Source organism: Enterococcus sp. DIV2449a (assembly GCF_051711225.1).
GTDB lineage: Bacteria > Bacillota > Bacilli > Lactobacillales > Enterococcaceae > Enterococcus_D > Enterococcus_D casseliflavus.
Genome location: NZ_JBIOME010000001.1, coordinates 1,806,313 through 1,830,345 on the forward strand (window position 1 = coordinate 1,806,313; position 24,033 = coordinate 1,830,345).

General features: G+C 42.9%; 23 protein-coding genes. 3 read left to right on the forward strand and 20 right to left on the reverse strand.

What is annotated here, in order from left to right; all coding sequences use genetic code 11:
- Nucleotides 1-234: 234 nt before the first annotated feature.
- The 13 genes from IGI76_RS08520 to IGI76_RS08580 all read right to left on the reverse strand — a co-directional run bounded on the left by IGI76_RS08520 (nt 235) and on the right by IGI76_RS08580 (nt 14,276).
- Nucleotides 235-3,288, reverse strand: coding sequence for a WxL domain-containing protein (locus tag IGI76_RS08520; protein WP_086295427.1), 3,054 nt, complete (start codon nt 3,286-3,288; stop codon nt 235-237).
- Between the two features lies 1 nt (nt 3,289).
- Nucleotides 3,290-4,417 carry a DUF916 and DUF3324 domain-containing protein gene (locus IGI76_RS08525; protein ID WP_167823262.1) on the reverse strand — a complete coding sequence of 376 codons (1,128 nt, stop codon included), beginning with the start codon at nt 4,415-4,417 and terminating at the stop codon, nt 3,290-3,292.
- A gap of 13 nt (nt 4,418-4,430) precedes the next feature.
- Complete coding sequence (locus IGI76_RS08530) at nt 4,431-5,243, reverse strand: WxL domain-containing protein (protein WP_074535768.1); 813 nt, start codon at nt 5,241-5,243, stop codon at nt 4,431-4,433.
- A 41-nt stretch (nt 5,244-5,284) separates the two neighbouring features.
- Nucleotides 5,285-6,088 (reverse strand): WxL domain-containing protein, encoded by an 804-nt coding sequence (locus IGI76_RS08535; RefSeq protein WP_008379814.1) that lies wholly within the window; start codon nt 6,086-6,088, stop codon nt 5,285-5,287.
- 14 nt (nt 6,089-6,102) lie between these two features.
- Complete coding sequence (locus tag IGI76_RS08540; RefSeq protein ID WP_121261285.1) at nt 6,103-6,477, reverse strand: LPXTG cell wall anchor domain-containing protein; 375 nt, start codon at nt 6,475-6,477, stop codon at nt 6,103-6,105.
- Nucleotides 6,478-7,070: 593 nt separating this feature from the next.
- Nucleotides 7,071-7,727: an endonuclease III gene (gene nth, locus IGI76_RS08545; protein ID WP_074535765.1), complete on the reverse strand. Its 657-nt coding sequence runs from the start codon at nt 7,725-7,727 to the stop codon at nt 7,071-7,073.
- A gap of 24 nt (nt 7,728-7,751) precedes the next feature.
- On the reverse strand, nt 7,752-8,453 hold the full coding sequence (locus IGI76_RS08550; RefSeq protein ID WP_074535763.1) for a DnaD domain protein: 702 nt from the start codon (nt 8,451-8,453) through the stop codon (nt 7,752-7,754).
- 111 nt (nt 8,454-8,564) lie between these two features.
- Nucleotides 8,565-8,951: a RidA family protein gene (locus IGI76_RS08555; protein WP_015509753.1), complete on the reverse strand. Its 387-nt coding sequence runs from the start codon at nt 8,949-8,951 to the stop codon at nt 8,565-8,567.
- Nucleotides 8,948-9,388: a Fur family transcriptional regulator gene (locus IGI76_RS08560; RefSeq protein WP_005226158.1), complete on the reverse strand. Its 441-nt coding sequence runs from the start codon at nt 9,386-9,388 to the stop codon at nt 8,948-8,950. Before IGI76_RS08560 ends, IGI76_RS08555 begins: the two co-directional genes overlap by 4 nt.
- Before the next feature lie 168 nt (nt 9,389-9,556).
- Entirely contained in the window at nt 9,557-10,486 is a 930-nt protein-coding gene (gene cysK / locus IGI76_RS08565; protein ID WP_005226159.1) for a cysteine synthase A, read from the reverse strand.
- A gap of 198 nt (nt 10,487-10,684) precedes the next feature.
- Entirely contained in the window at nt 10,685-11,563 is an 879-nt protein-coding gene (locus IGI76_RS08570; RefSeq protein ID WP_074535762.1) for a glucosaminidase domain-containing protein, read from the reverse strand.
- A gap of 375 nt (nt 11,564-11,938) precedes the next feature.
- Complete coding sequence (gene tkt / locus IGI76_RS08575) at nt 11,939-13,936, reverse strand: transketolase (RefSeq protein ID WP_086295431.1); 1,998 nt, start codon at nt 13,934-13,936, stop codon at nt 11,939-11,941.
- 100 nt (nt 13,937-14,036) lie between these two features.
- Nucleotides 14,037-14,276: a DUF896 family protein gene (locus tag IGI76_RS08580; RefSeq protein ID WP_005226164.1), complete on the reverse strand. Its 240-nt coding sequence runs from the start codon at nt 14,274-14,276 to the stop codon at nt 14,037-14,039.
- 136 nt (nt 14,277-14,412) lie between these two features.
- Here IGI76_RS08580 and lexA point away from each other — a divergent pair, with 136 nt between their 5' ends.
- Nucleotides 14,413-15,033 (forward strand): transcriptional repressor LexA, encoded by a 621-nt coding sequence (lexA, locus tag IGI76_RS08585; RefSeq protein WP_005226165.1) that lies wholly within the window; start codon nt 14,413-14,415, stop codon nt 15,031-15,033.
- 129 nt (nt 15,034-15,162) lie between these two features.
- Nucleotides 15,163-15,375: a hypothetical protein gene (locus IGI76_RS08590; RefSeq protein WP_005236082.1), complete on the forward strand. Its 213-nt coding sequence runs from the start codon at nt 15,163-15,165 to the stop codon at nt 15,373-15,375.
- A gap of 76 nt (nt 15,376-15,451) precedes the next feature.
- Here the strand turns inward: IGI76_RS08590 and IGI76_RS08595 are convergent, their stop codons facing one another.
- From IGI76_RS08595 to obgE, 7 genes are all read right to left on the reverse strand, one after another.
- On the reverse strand, nt 15,452-15,964 hold the full coding sequence (locus tag IGI76_RS08595) for an adenine phosphoribosyltransferase (protein WP_005226167.1): 513 nt from the start codon (nt 15,962-15,964) through the stop codon (nt 15,452-15,454).
- Between the two features lie 11 nt (nt 15,965-15,975).
- A complete protein-coding gene (gene recJ, locus IGI76_RS08600; protein ID WP_074536927.1) occupies nt 15,976-18,276 on the reverse strand; it encodes a single-stranded-DNA-specific exonuclease RecJ in 2,301 nt (766 codons plus the stop codon).
- A gap of 146 nt (nt 18,277-18,422) precedes the next feature.
- Nucleotides 18,423-18,860 carry a lipopolysaccharide assembly protein LapA domain-containing protein gene (locus IGI76_RS08605; RefSeq protein ID WP_005226169.1) on the reverse strand — a complete coding sequence of 146 codons (438 nt, stop codon included), beginning with the start codon at nt 18,858-18,860 and terminating at the stop codon, nt 18,423-18,425.
- A gap of 12 nt (nt 18,861-18,872) precedes the next feature.
- Entirely contained in the window at nt 18,873-19,661 is a 789-nt protein-coding gene (locus tag IGI76_RS08610) for an SDR family NAD(P)-dependent oxidoreductase (protein WP_015509761.1), read from the reverse strand.
- Nucleotides 19,645-20,601 carry a ribonuclease Z gene (gene rnz, locus IGI76_RS08615; protein WP_034857404.1) on the reverse strand — a complete coding sequence of 319 codons (957 nt, stop codon included), beginning with the start codon at nt 20,599-20,601 and terminating at the stop codon, nt 19,645-19,647. Before rnz ends, IGI76_RS08610 begins: the two co-directional genes overlap by 17 nt.
- 72 nt (nt 20,602-20,673) lie before the next feature.
- Complete coding sequence (locus tag IGI76_RS08620; protein WP_010748409.1) at nt 20,674-21,249, reverse strand: DUF456 domain-containing protein; 576 nt, start codon at nt 21,247-21,249, stop codon at nt 20,674-20,676.
- A 180-nt stretch (nt 21,250-21,429) separates the two neighbouring features.
- The gene (gene obgE / locus IGI76_RS08625) at nt 21,430-22,743 is read right to left on the reverse strand and encodes a GTPase ObgE (RefSeq protein WP_005226173.1); all 1,314 of its coding nucleotides are present in this window, start codon (nt 22,741-22,743) and stop codon (nt 21,430-21,432) included.
- 248 nt (nt 22,744-22,991) lie between these two features.
- On the opposite strand from obgE, the gene gap reads away from it, so the two are divergent.
- Nucleotides 22,992-24,002 (forward strand): type I glyceraldehyde-3-phosphate dehydrogenase, encoded by a 1,011-nt coding sequence (gene gap, locus IGI76_RS08630; protein ID WP_005226174.1) that lies wholly within the window; start codon nt 22,992-22,994, stop codon nt 24,000-24,002.
- Nucleotides 24,003-24,033: the final 31 nt, after the last annotated feature.

Sequence of the window (24,033 nt, forward strand, 5' to 3'; positions counted from 1 at the left end):
TGGCATCATTGGTTTTGAACAAAACCTGACGAACTGATTCAAAGCTGCTTGAATAGTTTTTGCACGAGTTTAGGTGAACTCTATATCTTCGCGGTTATTATGAAGTAAGCGTGATCTACCGCAAAAAAACGGTAAAACCCACTGCTTTTCAAGCGATTTACTCACTATCTTCCTATCAAGAATGGAAGCTGTCATAGGTGTCAACAGCTTCCATTTGATAAGATTGAGCATTGATCATTCGGTAGATGGGACAAAACTTAACTCCCATTCAATCGTTGCTTGGTAGGTCATGTTACGCGGATTTGATCCAATGGGAACTTCAAGTTTGACACTATCCCCCATCGTCCCCATATCCCCGTAGCGCTGAATCCAGGTACCGCTTCCTTCATTTGCATCTGCTTCAGCGATCAAAGCGGGTACCCCAGGATCAAGGATCATTGATTCACTATAAGTGGGAGGAATTGCTGAATTGGCAGCATTCGTCAGCATAACTGCATTTTCTAAAATAATTCGTGCACCCCGAAGTTCTTCTCCTCGATCATTACGAAATCCTGCAGCGGATAATGTCGCGTTAAGTTCCCAACCGGTAAATTGAGCGCGCCGGTCAGAAATCTGCACGTAATTTGGCCGTTCCTCAGTTACTGAGCCATCTGCACTGCTAAGACGTTGCGGCAATGCCTTGTACTGTTTGGTATCTGCACTTATTGATACATCTCCAAAGCTATACTGGGAGATGAAATCGACACTGATAAACCCTAAATGGTCTGGTATATCCGGTTTATTTTCTGGGTTCACTTCAATATCTGGCGCGATCGGATCTCGTGGATTCATTGTGGCAATCTCTTGAACAACTGTTTCATCTGTATCGAATTTTCCATTTAAGAAAGCGTAAGCCGTCACCGTATTATGTTTTGTAAACCGATCCCCCTCGGCTAAGGTCAAGCTGAAATCACCATTGGCATCTGCTTGAAGATGAAACAAGCTGTTATCATCAAAAGAAGGTGATTGCAGTTGCGGTGCGGGAATAACTGGATCTCCGTCAAAACGAATCACACTATAAGGTGTGGCTTTTCCTCTAATGATTCTTGATCCATCTAGTGCCGGGTCTTCCGTTAATGGTTCTAAATGAACTTCGACATCTGGAATATATTCAAATAGGATACGTTGTGCTCTTGTGGTAAAATTCGCGCGAAAATGATCAACGATCTCTTGTGAGATGGAAGAAACATTCGAAATCGATGACAAGGTAGAGGAAAAATTCACTTTTAAATTGAAGATTGGACTCCAACTGAAGTCTGGTTCCTCCGTCAAGTTTCCATGCCGCCATTGCTTCGCTGCTTGAATATCCACATCTAATAGCCCGCCGCTGCCGGAAATCGAAATAAGGCTACTATTTGCTGCATTTCCGGTAACCGCCCTTGTTTTCTCTAAATTGATGCGTTGTGCATCCGCAAAAGTGAAGGTTGAGGCCGAGCTCAAAAATGTCATCAAGGAATGAGAGGGATTGGTTCCGTCTGACTTAATATCCAAGATTCCTTCTTTAGCAACAATAAATGTGGCGGCACCGGCTACATGGATCACTCCGGATGTGGTGGTCCCTTGATTCACTGCATCAATTTCGACACTGCTTTTATTTCCAATAAGCATCGTGCTTCCAGCACCCATGTAGATAATGTTATAGGACCATCCATTGAGGCTTGTGGTACGTCCGTCAGCTTTGATTACCACTTTGCTATCCTCAGACATTTCAAAGTGGGCGCCGCTTGCATACATACTGATTGCGGGGGAGTTGGCTCGGGCATTCAAATGCAGCTCTGATCGATTACCGATATTGATCCGTCCATTCGCAATATAAATATTTGCTCCAAAAGCCTCACCGGCTGTTCCAGCTGCACGCAGGGACATCTTTGCATCATTGCCAATAGTCATACGCCCCGTTGCATAATATAAATAGATATTGCCGGAATTTATTGTCGACATGTCAACTGTTGCGTTATCAAGAATTTCCAATTGTGTTACTTCCATATTCGCTTGGTTGGTTGCATTGATCGTTTGCACACGTCCAGATCTGGAAGTATATGTCGGAGTTTGATGCGATATTACTTCGCCAGACATAATAACAGGTGTCGCTAACGAGTGGATCAACTGATTGCCCGCGTTGGTTAAATTGTGGTAACGCATTCTGGATAGATTTTGCTGAGGAATACTCATATTCGTAAAGTTCATAAACCCATACCAGTTGCCATGAACGACATCGATATTTTGATACGTAATGTCCCACGGCGTTGCACTATTGACGGTACTATCATAAAATCCGACAGCAACAGCTCTAAAGTCGATTTGATACCCATTGCCTTCGATCACAAGCGTTCTTGAAATTCCAGAAGCATTGGTCCAAATATAGGCTAATCCATTTGTTGGGTTGGAAGTTGCACTTCCCACAGCCACTCCAGAAACTCCTTGAGTAGGATTATCCGAAGATTCAAAGTCGTTTACGATATTGATATAATTTACATCTTTGTTCACGATTGCCGCCATAAATTCTTGCCAATTGGAAACATCTCGGTGACTGATTTCGTTTAACGGTGTGACCGGTTCTGTCAATTGGGCAATCGCTTCTGCTTGATCAGCTTCTGTGTCTTGCTGATTCTCGTTTAGGTTCGCGTCATTGGAAGGTTGCGTGGTTCGTTCCCCTTCCTGCGGCGTCTCTGATGGTGAGACTTCTGTCTCGATCGTTTCATTATCTGCATCATCATCCGAGTCCTCTTCCCCGTCATCTTCTGCCTGTACTTCGATCGTTAGTTCCGCTTCACCTATAATCAGTTGATAATCGCCTATTTTATTAAAGACGATAGGAATCTCGAACTCCATTAGCTCTTCATCAAAGGTAAGCTTCCATTCCTGTTCTTCTTCAGACAGCTTTTTACTCTTCACTTCTGCAGCAAATTCTTCTTCCACGATCAATGCTTCTTTCGCTACAACTAGCGTAATCTCATCTAACGGTTGGCTTGATACGACGAAAACATCGATCGGTTGATCCACGATACCTTCAATCACACTAACTGGAAACTGAAAAAAAGGATTATGGATGTCAAATTCTTTTGTTTGGATCGGTTGTGTTGCTTTATCAAGCAAGGACATGTTCTGCGTTTCGTCCAATGGTTCAATCGTGTGATCGATGGCGTGGATTTCTGGCAATAGTAAACTACTCAGACTTGGAAAAAAAGTTTGCACACTTAGTAATCCAATAATGATCGCAATTATTACCTTGTGTGGGGTATTCTTCATTTCAACTATTCCCACCTTCCTTTGCCTTTTTTTTCTTATGAACAATTAGGATGATCACAAGCAATAAAAACAAGCTGATTAGACCAGCCGTGGCGATCATCCACCAATTGAGCGACGTATCTACATTGACATCGAGTTCATTTAAGCGGCGAGCATCTTCTGCCTCCACGCTAAATGTCTGTTCCCAAGACCACTCTTCCTCTCCTGACCGTGCAGTAAGATTTAATACATACTCCCCATTACGAAAACGATCGCCATTCAAGGGAATTGGGAAATGCATATGTGAATTAGGAGCCATTTGCATCGCTGCTTGACTTGCTTCATATAAGATCGTCTCACTGCCAACAGATCGAATTTCAGCTGTTACTTCCAATTGATTGACAAATGTCGATGTATAATTTTGGATAACAGCACTAAATACGTTTCGGTAATTTACTTGATCGGCAAAAACATCAAGCAGTTCCAATCCCGGATCCATTGCGGACCGATTGTTGCTTACTACCACACCAATGACATAGGAAAATGCATTCCGTATGCCTAATCCTTCTTCAGCAGATTGTGTTTGCTCCTCTTTAGAAATAACTTCATTGATTCGAATGCCACCTGCCAAAACCCCTTTGAATTCCTCTTCTGGCATCGCAATCGGTAAAGAAATGATTCGTTTTTCTAATGGATCTAACGATATGGTTTCCGGCACCTCTACCAGTTCATCAATTGATGCAGGTAAAGTCGGATCAGGGGATTCTGCATCCCGGCCATATTCCACAACACCATTCACATTCGTAAATGCCGTATGGGCAGAAATTTCTATTTCGATCGCTTGATCAGAACCATTTTCGATCTCTAAAGCCAATTCATCACGTTCTCCTGCCCCAAGATTTAAATCGAAATACCCCAACGCCCCTCCTTCCAGCTGACTTTCTGGTAAGATAGGCGTCACATAGAAGTTTAATTCTGATTCTGTCTGAGCATAGCTCAATCTTGGCGAAAAAAAGAATGATAGCAGGATGACCGCACAGGTAACCGTTTTTATCCATTTCATTCTTATACGTTGTTCAGTCAAAAGTGGTTCTCCTTCCAAAAAAGGCAGGAATAATTTACTATTCCTGCCAGTTGTTTCTTGTTGCAAGCTATGATCCTTCTTACGGATTTACTGTTTCGCCGCCACTATCAACAGAAGCAGTTAGCGTCCATGTCATTTCCGCAGTATAGTTGGTTGCTAGCTGCGTGGTAGAGCCTGGTACAAATAGTTGAATATCATCATTTCTGATAATTTCGTCTTCTTGTTTATTAAGATTTTGTTCCGTCAATTTTTCTTGATCTCCCCAGTAAATCGATGAAGCGCCCGCGCCTTGACCGACCGAAGCACGCATGACAGGAATGTCTTGATCGTTGACATCTAGGATCAACGCATTTTGTTCTTCACTATTGATAACGGCACTTGGCTGTAAGTCTCGATCACCTTCGCCTTTGTTGAACACGATCTCAGGGTTTGCCAACTTGATTTTTGCCCCAGTCAAAACATCCCCTGATTCAGAAGTAAAATCAGTTAGACTAACATTTAATGTCCAACCAGCATGCGTTCCTCGGGTATCTTGCACTTGGGCAAATGATACATACGGTGTCGTACCTGATTGATCAGCCAAATTACGCTCATCTGCAACCATTGAATACCAACGATCACTGGTAGAGATAGCATTCTGACCAAAATCAAAAGTTTTTGGTGCATAAGCAATGGTAAACGGACCCGTTTGCCCTGGCGGTGTTGGTTCGATTGTTTCTACTTCTGGGTTTACGACTGGAGGCTGTACCTCTGTTAGATCGCTTCCGTCTGAGGTAAATCCTATAACGTTATCGGTAGTCGTTTCTAATGAAGATTGGGCAAAGGCTTGAACGCCTCCGGCTAGTAAAGTGGTGGATAATACAGCGACCGTAGCTAAACGAATCTTTTGCATTTCTAGTTCCTTCTTTCTTTTTTATTCAGTACAAAACCAAGTTATTGAACCGTTTCTCCGTCCGGTCCGGCTGTTGCAGCCAATGTCCAAGTAAGGGTTGCTTCATAAAGAGCAGCGTCTTTTGCTGTTGATCCAGGAACAAGTAATTCGATTCCGGCATTTTCAACAACCTCTGCGCCTGCTTCCACTTGTCGATTGATTTCTTCCTGATCGCCCCAAACGACTGACGAAACGCCGGCACCTTTTGTTTGAGCGGCGGTCAGAACCGAACGCTCACTATTTGTAGCATCTAAAATCAATCCATCCGCATGAATTTGTGGTTCATTTTCTTGGTTGCTTCCGTTATATTCCAATTTCGGCGAATTAAAACGAATTCTTGCTCCAGTCAGTTCATTATTTTGTGTTCCTGATTCAAAAGCACTTAATGAAACTTTTAAATCCCAACCAGCATTTGTCCCGCGCGTATCTTGGACTTGGGCAAATGAAACATACGGAACTCTTTCTTCACTATCTTCCGCGTCTTTTAGCTTGTGTAATTCAGCCACTAGCTTATATTCTTGATCGGTATTAGAAATCACTTGCTCACCGAAATTAAGCGTAGGTGCGTAAGCAATCGTCAATGGTCCTGTTTGTCCTTCAGGGCCGACTGGATTGATCTCTACATCTGGACCATTAGGACCAGGATTTGGTGGTTGAACCACTGTCGCTTCGCTATCGTTTGGTACAAAGAGAACTTTCCCTTCTGTATCATGGTTTGTTACACTTTCAGTAGCGAAGGCTTCCGCGCTAATAGTAAATAAAGTTGCAGCTAAAACAGCTGCCGATGCAAATCGTACGAATTTCAAATTCATCCCTGCTTTCAAATTATTTGTCTTTTCTTTTTAACCATCATAAATTTTGATCGATGTTTGGTATATTGCGCATACAATGCAACCAGTACGAGCAGTAATCCAAGCAAGATTACGCCGTAAGTTTTTGTCTCGTTGGTCTTTGGTAAAATGCCACCTGGTTTTGCTACCTCTTTTGGTGGCGAGATATTCTCTGTAGGGCCTGCTGGCGGTGCTGGTTTGGGTTGGCCAATAGGCTCATAAACACCGGTAAAAAGCACAGAGCTTTCTGTTTCAACCGACTGCACTTCCTGAGCATTCACCGCTGCCGTAGAAATAGTTATCCCATAAAAAAGAGTGCAAAACAGAACCATACGAACTAATTTCCATACCTTTTCTCCTTTCATTCTCCCTCCTCCTCTATACTTGCCACATCTTATAAGTGATCTTTTCAAAACTGCGTTTGTCTAGTATCCGTAACAAAAATGATTATGAGATTGTTAAAGAATCATTTCGAAATTTGCAACGCTTTTTCTGTCATTAGCAAAATAGCAGAGAAAGACTTATAACCTTTGACAAAGTTCACTATACTGATGATTTCCACAGATTTGAAATACTATTTTTCACCAATAGGTGAATTTTCTTATTAACGTTACTTATTATTGACCAAAAATAGGATTTTATAAAAAAGAGAAGTTAAAATTTTTGCGAAAGAATCCCATCATATTAAGCCTACAAATACTTTCATAAAAAGGCGTATTGGAAGGTTTAATCTCGTATCGAGCAACAATCGTCACACGCGCTCTTTGTGAAAAACCACCTGTTTTTGAGTGGTGTAATCAAAAAAGTTCAGTAAGCTTATGTTTTTCCAGTTACTTGAAACGGCTTTATCAAAGGTTGTTACGTTAATCACCTGTTCTTTTATCAACTTATGCAAAAAAAACGCTAAGCGATTTCGCTTAGCGTCTTGATCCTAGTTACTTTTGGTTTATGTTCACCATTAAATGGTTTTCTTCCCCTTCATCCGAAGTTTTCCTTCTTGGCACATTGTCAACAATGGACAAACCTCACACTTAGGTGCCCGTGCTGTGCAATGATAACGACCAAAGAAAATTAACGTGTGATGCGTTTTGACCCACAACGTATCTGGAATCTTTTTCATCAATGTTTGTTCGACTTCTAATACGTTGGCGTCTAGTTTACAGATGCGCAGCCTTTTTGATACCCGCTCGACATGCGTATCGACAGCGATTGCTGGAATGCCAAATGCATCGCCAAGAACGACGTTCGCTGTTTTTCTGCCGACACCTGGCAAAGAAATTAAGTCTTCTCTGGTTTGAGGCACTTCGCCTCCAAAACGCAGCAACAATTCAGAGGCACAAGCTTTGATATTTTTCGCTTTGTTTCGATAGAGGCCAATCGATTTGATTTTTTCAATAATGTCTTCTAACGGCGCCTCGCTGAGAGCCTGCGGCGTTGGATATGCTTCAAAAAGTGCCGGTGTCACTTTATTGACTGACACATCCGTTGCCTGTGCGCTTAGGATGACAGCAATCAGCAATTCAAAGGCATTTTTTGACACTAGTTCTCCATGTGCATCAGGAAACATCTCATACATTATTTCTATCGCAGTCATTGTTTTTTCTTTACTGATCATTGGACGAATTAAACTCCTTGTATCTTACTCTCCTTCTAACCAATTATGCATAGGGATTTTGGGCATTGGGCCATCTTCTTGTGGCGTAGTTTCATTTTGAAGAAACTGTTTTTTTCTTCTTTTTTGCTCTTCTTCTACTTGCGCTTTTGAGGTAATATTCTTGCGTTCCCACGAAAGCAAAATACGATCGATATAGTTTAAACTATACGCTTGATTCAAGACCGCTTCTCGCAAAGCAAACTGGACCAGCTCGGGATCATAGTGGTCCTCATCCAACCACTGCCCGATCCGTTGGTATTCGATCGCCGATAAGGGGCGACCAAATTCTCCTTCAAATAAGCGATACAACTCGCGTATCTTCTCTTCATTTGTTTCAGCGGATTCCTTTTTAGATTGCTGCTTCAAAAGAAACTCGAGCCGTTCATAAATGCCAGTGAAATCATAATAATCCACCATTTTTCCTGCGTCGTCTTTTTTTGAACCCATTCGCAGCACATCTTTTTTCAGCAATTGATTCAACCAATGATAGATCTCTTTTTGGTCGCTGCCCATCACCGAGGCGATCTCACGTAAATCTGGAAAATCATTGCCTTGCTCATGGCTGCGATACAGTTGCAGCCATAACAAAAATTCATCATTCGTCAAACCAAGATGATGGTAATTCTCTAAAAGCAAATTTGAAATCGTCGTTTGCCCTTTTGCCAAATATTCCTTTAATGAAACCATACTACATCCTCTTCTCCTTGGCTCATCTGAAACATAAAGATTCATCCTATCAGGATCGAATCAATAAAAAGGGGACGACGCAAATGCGGACGTCCCACGATTCTTTGTTGGTTACGCTTTTTCTTTGACTGCTGCGATGATCTCAACTTCAACCAAAACATCTTTTGGTAAGCGAGCAACTTCGACAGCAGAACGTGCAGGTAACGCTTCATTGAACAATGTGCTATACGTATTATTGAAAGGAACGAAATCATTCATATTTTTTAAAAAACATGTCGTCTTAACGATGTCATCTGGCGTAAGTTCCGCCGCTTCAAGAATCGCGTTGATATTTTTCAATACTTGCTGAGTCTGTACTTCAATCGTCGTACCGACAACTTCCCCCGAAACAGGATCTAATGGCACTTGACCAGAAGCAAACAAAAAGCCGTTTGCGATTTTTGCTTGAACATAAGGACCGATTGCTTGTGGTGCTTGATCTGTAGAAATTATCTTCATTTTGTTTCCTCCTCTTTCACTTGGCATTCGGGACATAGGCCATAAACTTCTAGTCGATGGTTATTTATTTGATACCCAGTTAATTTCGAAGCCGCCATTTCGACATCTTCCAATCCTGGATAGTAAAAATCAGCGATCTTTCCACACTTTTGGCAGATAGCATGATAATGAGGCTCCGTTGTAAAATCAAAACGACTGGAGGCATCTCCATAATTCATTTCTTTTACAAAGCCAATTTCTGTGAACAAACGTAAGTTATTGTATACCGTTGCGACACTTATACCAGGAAAATGAACTTCGATCGCCCGATAAATCTCTTCAGCGGTCGGATGGGCATCGTGACTGGCTAAAAATTCTAATATCGCTACTCGCTGCGGTGTAATACGAATATTTTCATGTTTTAATCGTTTGATCGCTTCATCGTAGATCGTACTCACAGGAGTTCCTCCATTTCTCTTATCTTACCTATCATACTATGTAAAACCTAAAAATTCAAACAGCTTTCCTTGTTTTTTTAAAGGAATAACGCATTTGCCCAGCCCGTCTTCCCTCAGTTTTTCGAGAAAGAAAAGCAGACAAACGAATGCCTGCTTTCCCCCTCTTTGTTAGTCTTCAAACTGATACAGTGCCGTAGACAAATAGCGTTCACCATTATCTGGGACGATCGCTAAGACTTTTTTGCCTTTTCCTAAGTCCTTAGCAACCTCTAATGCCGCTTTGATCGCTGCACCAGAAGAAATTCCTACTAAGATTCCTTCTTTCATCCCAACTTGACGCGCAGTTTCCATGGCATCCTCACTAGCGATGGCAATGACCTGATCATAAATCTCAGTGTCTAGTACTTTAGGAACAAATCCCGTGCCGATCCCTTGGATCTTATGGGGACCAGGTTTGCCACCTCCTAAAATAGCTGATTCTGCAGGCTCAACGCCCACGATCTTCAAATTAGGATAGACGCGCTTCAATTCCTTCCCCGCACCAGTGATCGTGCCACCTGTGCCGATCCCAGCAACAAAAGCGTCTAACCCTTTAGATTCAAACGCATCCTCAATTTCTTTCCCTGTCGTTTTTTCATGGACTTCTGGATTGGCTGGGTTTTCAAATTGTAATGGCATATAATAGCCGTCTTGTTCTGCTAATTCTTTTGCTTTATTGATAGAACCAGTGATTCCTTCAGACCCAGGGGTCAAAATCAACTCTGCGCCATAAGCTTGAACAATTTTACGTCTTTCAATACTCATGGTTTCTGGCATAACCAGCACGACACGATAGCCTTTTGCCGTACCGATCATGGCTAAGCCGATCCCAGTATTCCCAGATGTTGGTTCGATGATGGTATCACCAGCTTTTAACAAGCCATTTTTTTCTGCTTTTTCAATCATGGCTAAAGCAATTCTGTCCTTGACACTTCCCCCAGGATTGAAGAACTCTAATTTCAGATACACATCCGCAGAACCTTCTTCTACGATGTGATTTAATTTGACGATTGGCGTATGCCCAACTAACTCATTGACCGATTGATAGATTTTTGTCATTGAAAATCCCTCCCGTTCTTATTCTTCCATTCTACCTAAAATAACCCCGAGTTGCGAATAAAAAGTAAGCAATTTCAAGTTTTTTCTTATTTTTTTATATTTGTTTGTATTCACTTTCTTGATTTTGTTTTTCCATTACAAAAAAACCTTAAGAATGATGCCATTTAGAGCAATCATTCTTAAGGCGGTATCAGATAATTAAACGATTAATTCTTGGCCAACAACAATGACCTCACTAGATAACCCATTTGTTGCCATTAGAGCGTCGACCGTTGTGCCAAATTTATTGGCGATATCCCAAAGTGTATCGCCTGAAGCAACGTGATAGCTCTGCGCTGTAGATCCGCTGTTTACCTGAGTCGTCGTTGTAGTTTGCGTAGTACTCGTGCTAGTCGTGCTCGTTGTACTTGTCCATGCGGTACTTTGCGTTGTCCCAGTATCAAAGCGTGTGAGCTGATACGTTTCAATTAACCAGTTCAGTTTTTGTGCATACCCTGGATCGGTAGCATAGCGCCCCGTCAAGTAATTCGTTGCATCATAAAATGAGGTTGTTTGGCTTTTCCAAACACCACTGTAATGAGCAGTTCCTGTCGCGAAACTCGTGCTGAGCAAGACATTCGCATGATCCTGAAACGATTCCCAGTAAGAGTTATATTGACGAAACGGTTCATTCATCTCTACCCACTGACCATTCAAATACTCTTGTGTAGGCATATAGACACTTTGTCCGTTGTAACTGCCTTTGACCCCAAACAAATTGTAATAGGGTGCATTGGATAACGCGGAAGAACCATAGCCGCTTTCCAAAATCGCTTGAGCAATCATCACAGAAGCATAGAGATCATTGTTGGCAGCAACATCTTGTGCTGACCAGCCAATTTGCTCAATAAAACCTGAGATGTCCTGCGTCGCGTATTGATTCTCAGCAGCTTGTACCTGTTGAGGAACGAAAGTGACCGTCATTGGCGCTAACATCATTCCTGCCCCCATCAAAGAGACCACCGCCTTTTTAGTAGGTCTTTTTATCGTCTTCTTTGGTTGATGATGTCTTTCACTTCTTGTTTGATAACTTCCCATTTTTTTCCTCCAGTAACTGTACGTTTTTTCAAATAAATCAATACAGCTATTATACGGAAAAACATCTAACAGTGCAAACAATGATCACTTTGCAAACAACAAAAGACTTTTAAAAAACTGTATGGGTATCCCGCTTGGATTGCTAACTACTGATAAGTATTTTTAAAAACTGTTAGATTGCTATTTTATCGATTCCCTCTTACTATTCACAAGTGCTTGTGCCTTGCGGTACAACCATTTTTTGGAAATCTTAGCCACTATTACTTTAAATAAGTCACTCTAACACGTTTAAAGTGGCAAGAATCCAGACAAAAAAACACGCTCGAAAATCGAAAAGATTCTCGAACGTGCTATTTTTGATTGATTGTCGATCAATTAATCGATTGATTTGAAAGTATTCACGACATTCTCAACACTGAAGCCGAATTCCGCTAAGACTTTGTCACCAGGTGCCGATGCACCGAAATGATCGATCGCGATCACTTTTCCATGGCAACCGGTGTAACGTTCCCAACCAAATGGGGAAGCTGCTTCGATCGCTACCCGTTTCTTCACTGCTTTTGGCAAGACGCTTTCTTTGTATTCTGAGCTTTGTGCTTCAAACAGATCAAAGCTTGGTAAGGAAACCACCGATACATCGATGCCTTCTTCTGCCAATTTAGCTTGTGCTTGGACCGCAAGATTCACTTCAGAACCTGTGGCGATCAAAATCCCCGCTGGTGTTTCACCAGCTTGTTTTGAAATCACGTAGCCACCTTTTGCGACATTTTCATCCGCACCGGTTTGCGTGCCTTCGATCACTGGTAGATTTTGTCGGCTTAAGACTAAGACCGTAGGTTTATCCGTTGTTGTCATGGCCAATTTCCAGGCAGCACGGGTTTCATTGCCGTCTGCTGGACGAATCACTTGGACATTTGGCATGCAACGGACGCTGGCTAATTGCTCGATTGGCTCATGCGTCGGTCCATCTTCTCCCACCGCCACGGAGTCATGCGTCAAGACATAGATCACAGGTGCATGCTGGATCGCAGACAAGCGCACCGCTGGACGTAAGTAATCAACGAAGACGAAGAAGGTTCCGCCATAGATTCGCGTACCGCCATGCAATTGGATGCCGTTCATCGCTGCCGCCATCGCAAATTCTCGGACGCCAAACCAAATGTTGCGGCCTTCGTATTGGCCAGGTTCAAAGTCTTTTTCTGCTGCCACCATCGTGTTGTTGGATCCAGAAAGGTCAGCCGATCCACCCCAGAGACTAGGGACGGCTTTGGATAAGGCTTGGATCATCTCTTTGCTAGATACTCGACTAGCTTGTGAGCTGCCAACTTCGTAGCTTGGTAATGCTGCATCCCAATCTGCTGGCAATTCACCCGCAAAGGCTTGTTTGAATTGCGCAGCAAGTTCTGGGTAGGCTGCTTCATAGGCAAGGAAGGTTTCGTTCCAAGCTGCTTCAGCTTTTTGCCCTTCATCGATCATGGTTTCTTTGAAGCGCGCGGCAACTTCTTCAGGTACGGTAAATTCTGGGTATTCCCAACCATAAATCGCTTTGGCTGCAGAAATGCCTTCGGCACCGATCGGCGCACCATGAACGGCAGAGGTGCCTTGATTTGGCGCACCGTATCCGATCACAGTCTTGATTTCGATCAAGGTTGGTTTGTCGCTTTCAGCTTTTGCTTCGTCGATCGCTTTCGAGATCGCTTCTAAATCATTGCCGTCTTCAACGAGAATGTGTTGCCAGCCATACGCTTCAAAACGCGCACCGACATTTTCTGTAAAGGCTTTTGAAGTTGGGCCATCTAGGGAGATGTCATTTGAATCGTACAAGACGATCAGTTTGTCTAATTTCATGTGACCAGCCATGGATGCAGCTTCTTGCGAAACACCTTCCATCAAGTCGCCATCGCCACATAAAGCGTAGGTATAGTGATCAATGACTTGATACTTGTCGCGATTGTAGGTTGCAGCCAAGTGGGCTTCGGCCATTGCCATACCGACTGCCATGGCGATCCCTTGTCCTAAAGGTCCAGTGGTTGCTTCCACGCCGTCTGTGTGATCGACTTCTGGATGTCCTGGCGTGCGGCTATCCCATTGACGGAAGTTTTTTAGATCCTCAATGGTCACATCGTAACCAGACACGTGCAACAAGCTGTACAATAACGCCGAACCGTGTCCAGCAGACAAAACAAAGCGGTCACGATCCACCCAGTTGCGAGAAGTCGTTGGATTGACTTTCAAGTGTTTCGTCCATAAGGCATAGGCCATGGGTGCTGCCCCCATCGGTAATCCTGGATGTCCTGAATTGGCTTTTTGTACGGCTTCGATACTTAATGTACGAAGGGTGTTCACTCCTAATTGATCGATTTTATCAAACAATGGTAGTTCCTCCTAATTTAGGTTTTTTTTACCTTTATTACATCTTTCATTATACGTGATTCAGAAGCTTATTTCAATAGCAATGAAAAGGAATTCACAATTATCTGCCGTGGAGACCTTTTTTCTTTTGAATCTCTTTTAACTTCTCTGGTGTTACATCAGCACCTTCAGGGTCAACGATTTTCATTCCTTCGATATGGTGTCGCATCCCTCCACGAAAGGCGGTTAAATACTCTTCACGCAGAACTTTTTGTTCGTGGGTCTCAGCCTCAGTCAAGCCTTCTGTTTTTTTCTTGTTGGCAAGTTCATTGATTCGAGCTAATTTTTCTTGAGATAGCATAGTTGTTCCTCCTTTTCCCTCTTGATTTTACTACAAACTAGCGAGCAAAAACAATAGCACAAAAAGCGAACATTTGTTTGAATAATCGATATAGCTATGGTACACTAAGGTTATCAAATGAAAGAAGGTGTCAGTTTTGGCAAAACGAACAGAAAATCGACAAATCGAAATTCTTAAGTTCATTCATACACGTGTCACTGAAAAAGGCTATCCGCCGACTGTTCGCGAAATTGGCGAAGCCGTTCAGTTATCTTCTACCTCAACTGTTCATGGCCATTTGTCCCGACTTGAAAAAAAAGGGCTGATCTTACGAGATCCTACAAAACCCAGAGCCATTGAATTAACTGCTTCCGGTCTTGAAAAAATCGATGTTCAACCAGCATCCATTCCGATGCTTGGTGTCGTAACTGCTGGAGAACCGATTTTAGCCGTGGAAGATGCATCCGATTTCTTTCCGATTCCGCCAGATTTAGCGAATAGCACAGGAAGTTTATTCATGTTGACGATCCGAGGAGAAAGTATGATCAATGCTGGCATTCTCGACGGTGATCAAGTAATCGTTCGTAAACAACAAAGTGCTCAAAATGGCGATATCGTGATTGCTATGACAGATGAAGACGAAGCTACGTGCAAACGATTCTATAAAGAAAAGAATTACATTCGTTTACAACCAGAAAATGATTATTTAGAACCAATCATTTTGCCTGACGTAACGATTTTAGGATTGGTTGTTGGATTGTATCGCCATCTGCTTTGATGCTCAACGAGCTGACTAGGAAATCTTCGTTTTTACGAAGATTTTTTTTCTTTCCTCTTTACAAAACGAACAAACATTCGTATAATAAGTATACAAACATATGTTCGTATTATTTAAGGAGTGAATGAGATGAAAGCAGTTCGTCGATTTGGTTTTATGTTGTGGGTATTATTGATGGGAATTGTTATTGGCTATTTTGGCGTTTTAAGTGCTGTTCTGATTTTTTGCCCTCTAATGATGCTTTGGTTCATGCTTTGGGATGAAAAGAAATTCCGCCAAGCAGAGCGCAAACGTAACCGCCATTATTATCACGATCATGATTTTTATCGTTATGAACCATGATCCTTCCCCTACATACGCCCATAAGGCAGCAGAAACAAAAAAGGACTCCAGCGAGTCCTTTTTTGTTTCTGCTTTTTTAGTATTCCATTAACGTCTTGATTTCGACACCTTGGATCTTGTCTCTTCCATGTAGATCCATCAGTTCGATCAAGAAGGCACAGCCAACAACGATACCACCTAGTTTTTCTACGAGTTCGATCGTTGCTTTGATCGTTCCACCAGTTGCTAGTAGATCATCACAGATCAAGACACGTTGACCTGGTTTGATGGCATCGGCGTGCAGCGTCAAGACATCCACACCGTACTCTTTTTCATATTCTGCTTCAATCGTTTCCCGTGGCAATTTGCCTTTTTTACGTACTGGGGCAAAGCCGACACCTAATTGATAGGCAACTGGACAACCAACGATAAAGCCACGGGCTTCAGGTCCTACCACCATATCGATGCCTTTTTCTTGTGCATACTCAACGATTTGTTGTGTCGCATACCGATACGCTTCTCCATCTGCCATCAATGGCGAGATGTCCCGAAAAATAATTCCCTCTTGGGGATAATCAGGAATACTAGCAATATACTCTTTTAAATCCATTTTCTTTCCTCCTAGACTGTCAACCACTGACGAAGGGTTGATAAATCACTCATTAATAAAAATTCTTCTGTTTTGATCAGTTTTTGTCGTTGCTGATACAAATGACTCTCCGTCAATGGACGGGAAACAGGATCAGCAGTTTTATTCAAAACACCATCTTGTATTGTAACAAATTCCAGCTCAGAAAACACCTGAATCATGAAAATAAGTAATTTTTGTGGAATTTTTAGATAGTCAGCGACCATCTTTAGTTTGTAACGAATGTCCAAACGAGGCTGCTGTTTGATCAGTTGAAAGAGACGACTGTATTGCTCTCTTGTCCCTACCCCATCTAAATAAGCATCTTCTGTCGAGTAGAAAACAAAAGCAACTCTTGACGCCTGGAGCGCTTGAACGATCTCTTTGATCACTGCAGGGTCAGCAGGACAATCTAAAAATGCAATCTCTTGGAACTGACCAGCACGAAAAGTATCTTCCAAGGCTGTAACTGAGTCAAATATGGTGGTTTGCCCACAAAAGCCTTGCAATTCCCGAGGAAGTTTCTGCTTGAAAAGAACGCCTAGTGTTTGACTGCCCAGAGAGACACCTTGACGGCTTCTTTTCGAACGATAATCAAATAGCTGAATCCCTTCCACTGCAAAATCATCCAACATGAGCTGCGGTTTTTTGTTGCCATTCCATTCATTGATGGAAAGCTGACCAACGATCGATAAGCGGTCGTTTTCAAACGCTACTAAATCTTTTCCAAAACCAAACCCAATGACATCCAGCTGCGTGTTAGACTCATCGCTCATCACTAACTTCAAATGCTGATTTTCTGAACCAATCTGGCGAGCATTTTGAGTCATCAGATTAGAAAATAAAAATTTCGGTAAGGGGTTGTCCGTTCCAAAAGGCGCTAAGACTTTTAATGATTCAATAAAACTGATCGAAACTTCTGTTAACGGTAGCTCCTCATCGATCGCTAAGGGGATGCCCTGACTGAGGTCAATGGCATTTTCTTCAACGTAACGATTCATTTGGGCTTGCAGCATATCTAAATGATCGATGGGGATACTTAATCCAACTGCTGCATGATGGCCGCCAAAGCTAGTAAACATGTCTTTCATCGTCGACAGCATTTCAAACAGATTCAACGCAGCAATGCTTCTTCCCGACCCTTTGGCTAAGCCATTTTCTTTTTTGGTCAAAACGATCACTGGTTGTCCTGTACTTTGCATGATTCGCCCTGCCACGATCCCTAAAACGCCTTCGTGCCAATGATCTCCCACCACCAAATGAACATGGTTCGCAGGATCGATTTTTACTTGTGCTTCTTTCATGATTTCTTCAACAAAGGTTTTTCGCTGCTGATTGATTGTATCTAAGGTTTTCGCTAAGCTTACTGCCTCTTCTTCATCGAAGGTAGTCAACAAGCGAACAGCCGGATTGGGATCCTCCAAACGACCGATCGCATTTAACCGTGGTCCAACGGCGAAGCCAATATCTGTTTCGTTGACTGTTTGTTTTTTTAAACCGCTGACTGACAGCAACTCATTCAGTCCGATGCGATCCGATTGCTGAATCATTTTCAACCCGTTGCTGACTAATAGCCGATTCTCATCGGTTAAAGAAACCATATCAGCGATCGTCCCAATCGCAACAAGATCAAGCAATTCCACTGGCACTTCTTCTAACAAAGCGCAAGCCACTTTAAATGCAACGCCGACTCCAGCCAAATCACCAAAAGGATAGTTTCCTTGAGGGTGACGGGGATGGACAATAGCAAACGCCTCCGGTAGTTCTGCAGGTAGTTCATGGTGATCTGTGACGATCACGTCAACTCCTTGTCCTTGAGCATAAGCAATCGCCTCATGACCAGACACCCCATTGTCGACGGTGATGATCAATTGCGTCCCTGCTGCAATTTTATCTTGATAGACAGTTAGATTGGGCCCATATCCATCTGTAAAACGATTAGGCAAATAATACTCAGCTTCCGCCCCTAGCAATTCCAACGTTTCCTTTAACACGGTAGTGCTCGTAATCCCATCCGCATCGTAATCACCATAAATCAAGATTCGTTCGCCATTTAAAATCGCTTCATGGATTCGTTCCACGGCTTTAGCCATATCATGAAACAAAAACGGATCATGAAGATATTGCAGGTCCGTTGATAAAAAAGCATCGAGCGCCTCTGCTGTTCGAATATTTCGCTGCCATAGCAACGCGCCGATCCGCTCAGGGATCTTTCTTTCTTGGATCAGCTCTTTAAATACTGGGGTCGTTTCGCTTTCTTGCGGACGCACCCAATGAAAATTTGCACGTTTCACCAAATCACTCCTAACTAGGATATTATAGCAAAGTTTATGCAAAAAAGAAAAACAACGAGAGAAACAGCACTCGTTTTACAACACAAAAAAAGAGCTTGCAGCAAATCTTGCACTAGCAAACTCTTTTTTTGTGAAACGTCGTTCTTTTAGGCTTGCGATTCAAAAGACTTCATTTCCTCATCGATCGTTGGCGGCGTGGATGCGCCCGCAGCACGTGAGGAAAGCTGGGCTTCTTGATCATCGAGCTGCTGCTGTCTTGCCGCTAACTCCGCCTGCTTGTTCGTGTATTCCCGTTCCAAAGCTTCTCGCTGTTCTTGGAGAACCTTCTCGTTATTCGAACGATAATCTGAGAGCTCTTTTCTCAATTGCTTTAGTTCTTTTTTTTGGCGGAACATTGCGCTTGTGGAAACCAGCAGCAAAATCAATGCGCCTAACAAAGCAGAACCAATAATGACTAAGATCAGTGGCGATTGAATCGTTGTGAAGCCAAAGTTGATCGGGACAGTCATATTGTTTGCAACGGCAAATAAAACGATCACTAAAATCAGTAAAATACCAACGATAACACGCCATTGATTTTTCATGGGCTTCAACTCCTATTTTTTGTTGAACATCGTTCCCGCCATATAATCGCCGATTGAAGGAAACAGCGTATATAGTTTCGCAGCAGCGCCTAAAATATGTGGGCGATTGATTTCTCGTTTTGGATGGATCATCGCTTTGACGATCGTTTGCGCTAATTTGTTCGGTTCGAGCACTAGGCTGCCCACCGACGATAAGTAACTACCGCTTGGGTCTGCTTGGTCAAAGAATGCCGTTTCGATCGGTCCAGGATTGACCGTTGTTACGTTGATCCCTAATGGTTTTAGTTCTAAACGTAATGCGTTAGAAAAACCGAGCACAGCAAATTTTGTTGCAGAGTAGACGGCCGTTTTTGGCGTAGCGATCTTACCTGCGATCGAAGCAACATTTATGATATGACCATGCTTTTGTTCAGCCATTTGGATCGCTACTTGCTGGGTCAAAACCATCATGCCAAGCACATTGACTTCGAACATATTTCGGATGACCGCCGGGTCCATCTCTGTAAATTCTTGAAAGATCCCGTAGCCAGCATTATTGACGAAGACATCGATCTTACCAACTTTTTCATTGATTTTTTCTAGTAAGCGCTCCACACTTTCAGGATTTGCTACATCCAATTGAAACGCATACGCTTCTTTGCCGCTTAATTCCATACATTGTTCTTTGACTTTCCCAATCAGATTCGTTCTTCGGGCACAAGTCACGACGATCGCACCACGTTTTGCGGCTTCATAACAGATTTGTTCTCCAAGTCCAGCAGAGCCACCTGTTACAACGACAACTTTATTCTCTAAATTCATCTGTTTCTTCCTCTCCGGCAAAAGGGATCTCGACAATATCAAAATCTTTGACGATCAACGTATTCGGAAATACTTCTTTTGCTTCATTTACTAAATTTGTAATATCTTTGCCAACGTAACGCGCACTGATATGGGTCAACAGCAAACGCTTCGCTTGAGCTTCTTGTGCCACTTCGGCAGCTTGCCGCGTCGTCGAGTGAAAATAAGCGCGAGCCAACTTGGCTTCTTCTTTGTTAAAGGTACTTTCATGCACCAATACATCCGCATCTTCTGCTAGCAGTACGGCGTTTTGACATTTACGCGTATCACCTAATATCGCCACGATCCGACCTTTTTTCGCTTGGCCCAAGAAATCAGCCCCATTGATTTGACGTCCATCGTCAAGGGTAACTACTTCACCTTTTTTCAAACGACCGAAGAGCGGCCCAGGTTTCAACCCAAGTTCCAGTAAAGCCTGCACTTGCAATTCCCCTTGATGGCTTGCTTCAACAATCCGATAACCAAAACTGTCAATGCCATGATCAAGACGCAGACACGATACTTCAAATTGCTGATCTTTAAAAAGAATCCCTTCTTCTTCAATCTCGAAAAAATGTAAGGGGTAGCTGACTTTGGTCTGAGAAATCCGCAAAACGGTTTGAACGTATGCTTTGATCCCCTTGGGTCCATAAATCTCTAGAGGCGTGTCGCCTCCTTGAAAGGAGCGGCTGCTGATCAATCCTGGCAACCCATAGATATGGTCACCATGAAGATGAGTGATAAAGATTTTTTCAATCTTTCGTGGACGAATCGTAGAATGCAAAATCTGCATTTGCGTCCCTTCGCCACAATCAAAAAGCCAAACGGCATTCCGTTCATCTAAAAGTCGTAACGCAATGCTGGTCACGTTTCGATGTTTCGCAGGCACACCCGCGCCTGTTCCTAAAAATTCTAATTCCATAAGCTTCTTTCCTTTCATCTCTTTCCAATTTTAGCGGAAAAGAAATCAAGTTGCAATTGAAGCTTGTGGATTTTATTTCTCAGATTGGCGATCTTCTGCGTCGTTATGAGAGTTTTTCCAGTCTTCTTGAACGCGTGCTTTGGTGGATTCTTCGACTTTCTTAGCCGTTTCAATCTCTGCTTCCACTTCATCGTAGTCAAAGCGCGTGATGTCACCGCCTAATTCATTCATGATCAATTGATTCAAAGGACGATTGTCTTCTTCATCTGCGATCAATAATAACCCCGTATCACCAACACCAATTTGGTTTCCGACATGTTCAAAAAGCATTTGCGCATTTTGGATCTCTTTTGCATCACGAGTAGCACCGATCATACTGCCACCAAACCAGCCCAGCATGATTCCTAAAGGTCCGCCTAGCACGCCAACGAGCATCCCGATCAATCCACCCGTTGATGTCTTATTGTTCCCAGTAAAATCGAGAAAGTCCTCGACTTTAAATTGATGCACGCCTTCATTGGTGTGGGTAAGAACTGCCATTTGTTCCCCTTTGATCTTCCGTTCCATATGCATCCGTTTCACTTCCGAAAAGGCTTGGTACGCTTTGGCACTGGCATCAAAATTCATTACAATGACACGTTTTGACATAAAAATCGCTCCCTTTGGTTTATTTGTTCTCTTCTTTATTTTAACAGTAAATCATTTAAATGAAAAAAGAAACCAAAAAGACTACCGATCATTGATTTCTTAGTGAAAATCAATGATCGGTAGTCAAATCCACTGCAGCTAAAAAGGTATTTTTTAGGCAAATGATGTTCTTTTAAACGATTATTCGACAAACTCGAACTCGAAGTTGCCGATCCGAACGATATCGCCGTCTTTGGCACCGCGCGCCCGTAATGCTTCATCGACACCTAAACCACGCAGCTGACGAGCAAAACGCATCACGGTCTCATCATGATCAAAATTCGTCATCTGGAATAGTTTTTCGATTTTTTCACCGCTCAAGATCCAAGTTGCATCAGGATCGCGATCAATTGAGAACTCTGGTTCATCCGATTGGAAGCCATAATGAACAACATCTTCTTCCATTTCTTCATCGTATAAAAGAAACTCAGGGGTGACTTCCAATAGATCCGCTGTCGCATTCAACAAGGCATCGATTCCCTTACGAGTGACACCAGAGATTGGGAAAATCATTGGTTCATCCGCGAACTCATCCGTTTTTTCTTTTGCCAGCTGCTCTTTGAAAAGGGCTAGGTTTTCTTCAGCATCCGGCATATCCATCTTATTGGCAACGATGATTTGTGGTCGCTCTAGTAAGCGCAAGTTATGGGTCGACAATTCATTGTTGATGGACAAATAGTCCTCGTATGGATCGCGTCCTTCCATGCCACTCATATCGATCACATGTAAAATGACGCGGGTCCGTTCGATATGGCGTAAAAACTGAGTCCCTAAACCAACCCCTTGTGAGGCTCCTTCGATCAGACCAGGTAGATCAGCGACCGCAAAACTACGGCCATCAGTAGTTGTTACCATACCTAAATTTGGTACCAGCGTGGTAAAATGATACGCACCAATTTTTGGTCGAGCAGAGGAAATCACAGAGAGTAATGTAGACTTCCCAACTGAAGGGAAACCAACTAGACCAACATCTGCTAAAACTTTCAATTCGAGCTCGATTTTTCTTTCTTGACCAGGTTCTCCATTCTCAGCTAATTCTGGGGCTGGGTTTTTCGGAGAGGCAAACCGAATGTTGCCACGGCCGCCACGGCCACCTTTAGCAATCACTAATGTTTGGCCTTGCTCAATCAAATCACCTAATAAGGCACCTGTTTCAGCGTCACGAACGGTCGTTCCCTGTGGTACTTTGATGTAGGTATCATCTGAGCCACGACCGTGCATTCCTTTACTCATGCCGTTTTCCCCGGGTTGCGCTTTAAAATGACGATTAAAACGGAAATCCATTAATGTACGCAGACCCTCGTCTACGACTAAAATGACATCACCACCACGTCCACCGTCACCACCTGCGGGTCCGCCGTCTGGGACATATTTCTCTCGGCGAAAAGCAACCATTCCGTCGCCGCCTTTTCCTGCTTTGACATCGATTGTCACTTGATCTAAAAACATGGACATTATTTGTCCTCCATTCTTTTTTTACTACCTTCTATACTTTTTGATTATCAGTTATCTCACCTTAAGTGGTTACTATTTCTCTAATAAGAAAGTCTATTTTATTGTAACGACCGAAACGTCTTTTGTCTATCTTTTCTCATGGGTTTCCGTAAGAAATCGCGAATTCTTAAGGGTTATTCTTTGACAGTCACTTGAAATCGTAGCAAACTTTTAAGTGTACCAGACACAATCAAAGGAGGAAACAAGAAATGACAGTAAAAGTTGGAATCAATGGTTTTGGACGAATTGGACGTTTGGCTTTTCGTAGGATCAAAGAAGTTTCTGCCGATATTGAAGTTGTGGCAATCAATGATTTAACGAGTCCAGTCATGTTAGCACACTTATTGCAATTTGACTCGACCCACGGCACGTACCCTGGAACTGTTACTGCAACGGATAATGCTATTGTTGTCGATGGCAAAGAGACCCGTGTGTACGCTGAACCAGACGCAAGCAAAATCCCTTGGGCAAAAGAAAATGGCGTCGATATCGTTTTAGAATGCACGGGTTTTTACACTTCCGCAGAAAAAGCACAAGCCCATCTTGATGCGGGTGTCAAACGCGTCGTTATCTCCGCACCAGCTGGTAATATGAAAACGATCGTTTACAATGTCAACTCCGACACGTTAACACCAGAGGATACTATAATATCCGCAGGTTCTTGTACGACCAACTGCTTAGCTCCGATGGCCTACTTTTTAAATGAGGAATTCGGGATCGAAGTTGGTACGATGACGACGGTACATGCCTATACTTCTACACAAATGCTATTGGATGGTCCGGTAAAAGGCGGAAACTTAAGAGCCGCTCGGTCCGCTGCAGATAACACGATCCCTCACTCGACGGGTGCTGCTAAAGCGATCGGTCTAGTTATCCCAGAATTAAATGGCAAATTACAAGGACACGCCCAACGGGTTCCTGTCGTCGATGGTTCTTTAACAGAATTAGTCTCAATTTTGAAAACCAAAGTAACCGCCGATGAAGTCAATGAAGCGATCAGAAAACACACCGTCGATAATCCGTCATTCGGTTACGATGACCGTGAGATCGTCTCTGGAGATGTGATTGGTACCACCCAAGGTTCTATCTTTGATCCGACACAAACAGAAGTAACCACGGCTGGCGATTTCCAACTGGTGAAAACCGTCGCTTGGTATGATAATGAATATGGCTTTACTTGCCAAATGATTCGTTTACTAGAAGAATTTGCTCGTTTGTAAGTCAATGAGTAGGCAAAAAGTGCCGGTTCTG

What these genes read in the sequence shown, in the direction of transcription:
- IGI76_RS08520 (WP_086295427.1), bottom strand. Translation starts at nt 3,288, where the DNA reads ATGAAGAATACCCCACACAAGGTAATAATTGCGATCATTATTGGATTA.
- IGI76_RS08590 (WP_005236082.1), top strand. Translation starts at nt 15,163, where the DNA reads ATGAAAGCAGTTCGTCGATTTGGTTTTATGTTGTGGGTATTATTGATG.
- IGI76_RS08530 (WP_074535768.1), bottom strand. Translation starts at nt 5,243, where the DNA reads ATGCAAAAGATTCGTTTAGCTACGGTCGCTGTATTATCCACCACTTTA.
- IGI76_RS08580 (WP_005226164.1), bottom strand. Translation starts at nt 14,276, where the DNA reads ATGCTATCTCAAGAAAAATTAGCTCGAATCAATGAACTTGCCAACAAG.
- IGI76_RS08555 (WP_015509753.1), bottom strand. Translation starts at nt 8,951, where the DNA reads ATGAAGATAATTTCTACAGATCAAGCACCACAAGCAATCGGTCCTTAT.
- cysK (WP_005226159.1), bottom strand. Translation starts at nt 10,486, where the DNA reads ATGACAAAAATCTATCAATCGGTCAATGAGTTAGTTGGGCATACGCCA.
- IGI76_RS08540 (WP_121261285.1), bottom strand. Translation starts at nt 6,477, where the DNA reads ATGAAAGGAGAAAAGGTATGGAAATTAGTTCGTATGGTTCTGTTTTGC.
- IGI76_RS08605 (WP_005226169.1), bottom strand. Translation starts at nt 18,860, where the DNA reads ATGAAAAATCAATGGCGTGTTATCGTTGGTATTTTACTGATTTTAGTG.
- IGI76_RS08570 (WP_074535762.1), bottom strand. Translation starts at nt 11,563, where the DNA reads ATGGGAAGTTATCAAACAAGAAGTGAAAGACATCATCAACCAAAGAAG.
- IGI76_RS08620 (WP_010748409.1), bottom strand. Translation starts at nt 21,249, where the DNA reads ATGTCAAAACGTGTCATTGTAATGAATTTTGATGCCAGTGCCAAAGCG.
- gap (WP_005226174.1), top strand. Translation starts at nt 22,992, where the DNA reads ATGACAGTAAAAGTTGGAATCAATGGTTTTGGACGAATTGGACGTTTG.
- IGI76_RS08550 (WP_074535763.1), bottom strand. Translation starts at nt 8,453, where the DNA reads ATGGTTTCATTAAAGGAATATTTGGCAAAAGGGCAAACGACGATTTCA.
- IGI76_RS08595 (WP_005226167.1), bottom strand. Translation starts at nt 15,964, where the DNA reads ATGGATTTAAAAGAGTATATTGCTAGTATTCCTGATTATCCCCAAGAG.
- IGI76_RS08610 (WP_015509761.1), bottom strand. Translation starts at nt 19,661, where the DNA reads ATGAATTTAGAGAATAAAGTTGTCGTTGTAACAGGTGGCTCTGCTGGA.
- nth (WP_074535765.1), bottom strand. Translation starts at nt 7,727, where the DNA reads ATGATCAGTAAAGAAAAAACAATGACTGCGATAGAAATAATGTATGAG.
- obgE (WP_005226173.1), bottom strand. Translation starts at nt 22,743, where the DNA reads ATGTCCATGTTTTTAGATCAAGTGACAATCGATGTCAAAGCAGGAAAA.
- rnz (WP_034857404.1), bottom strand. Translation starts at nt 20,601, where the DNA reads ATGGAATTAGAATTTTTAGGAACAGGCGCGGGTGTGCCTGCGAAACAT.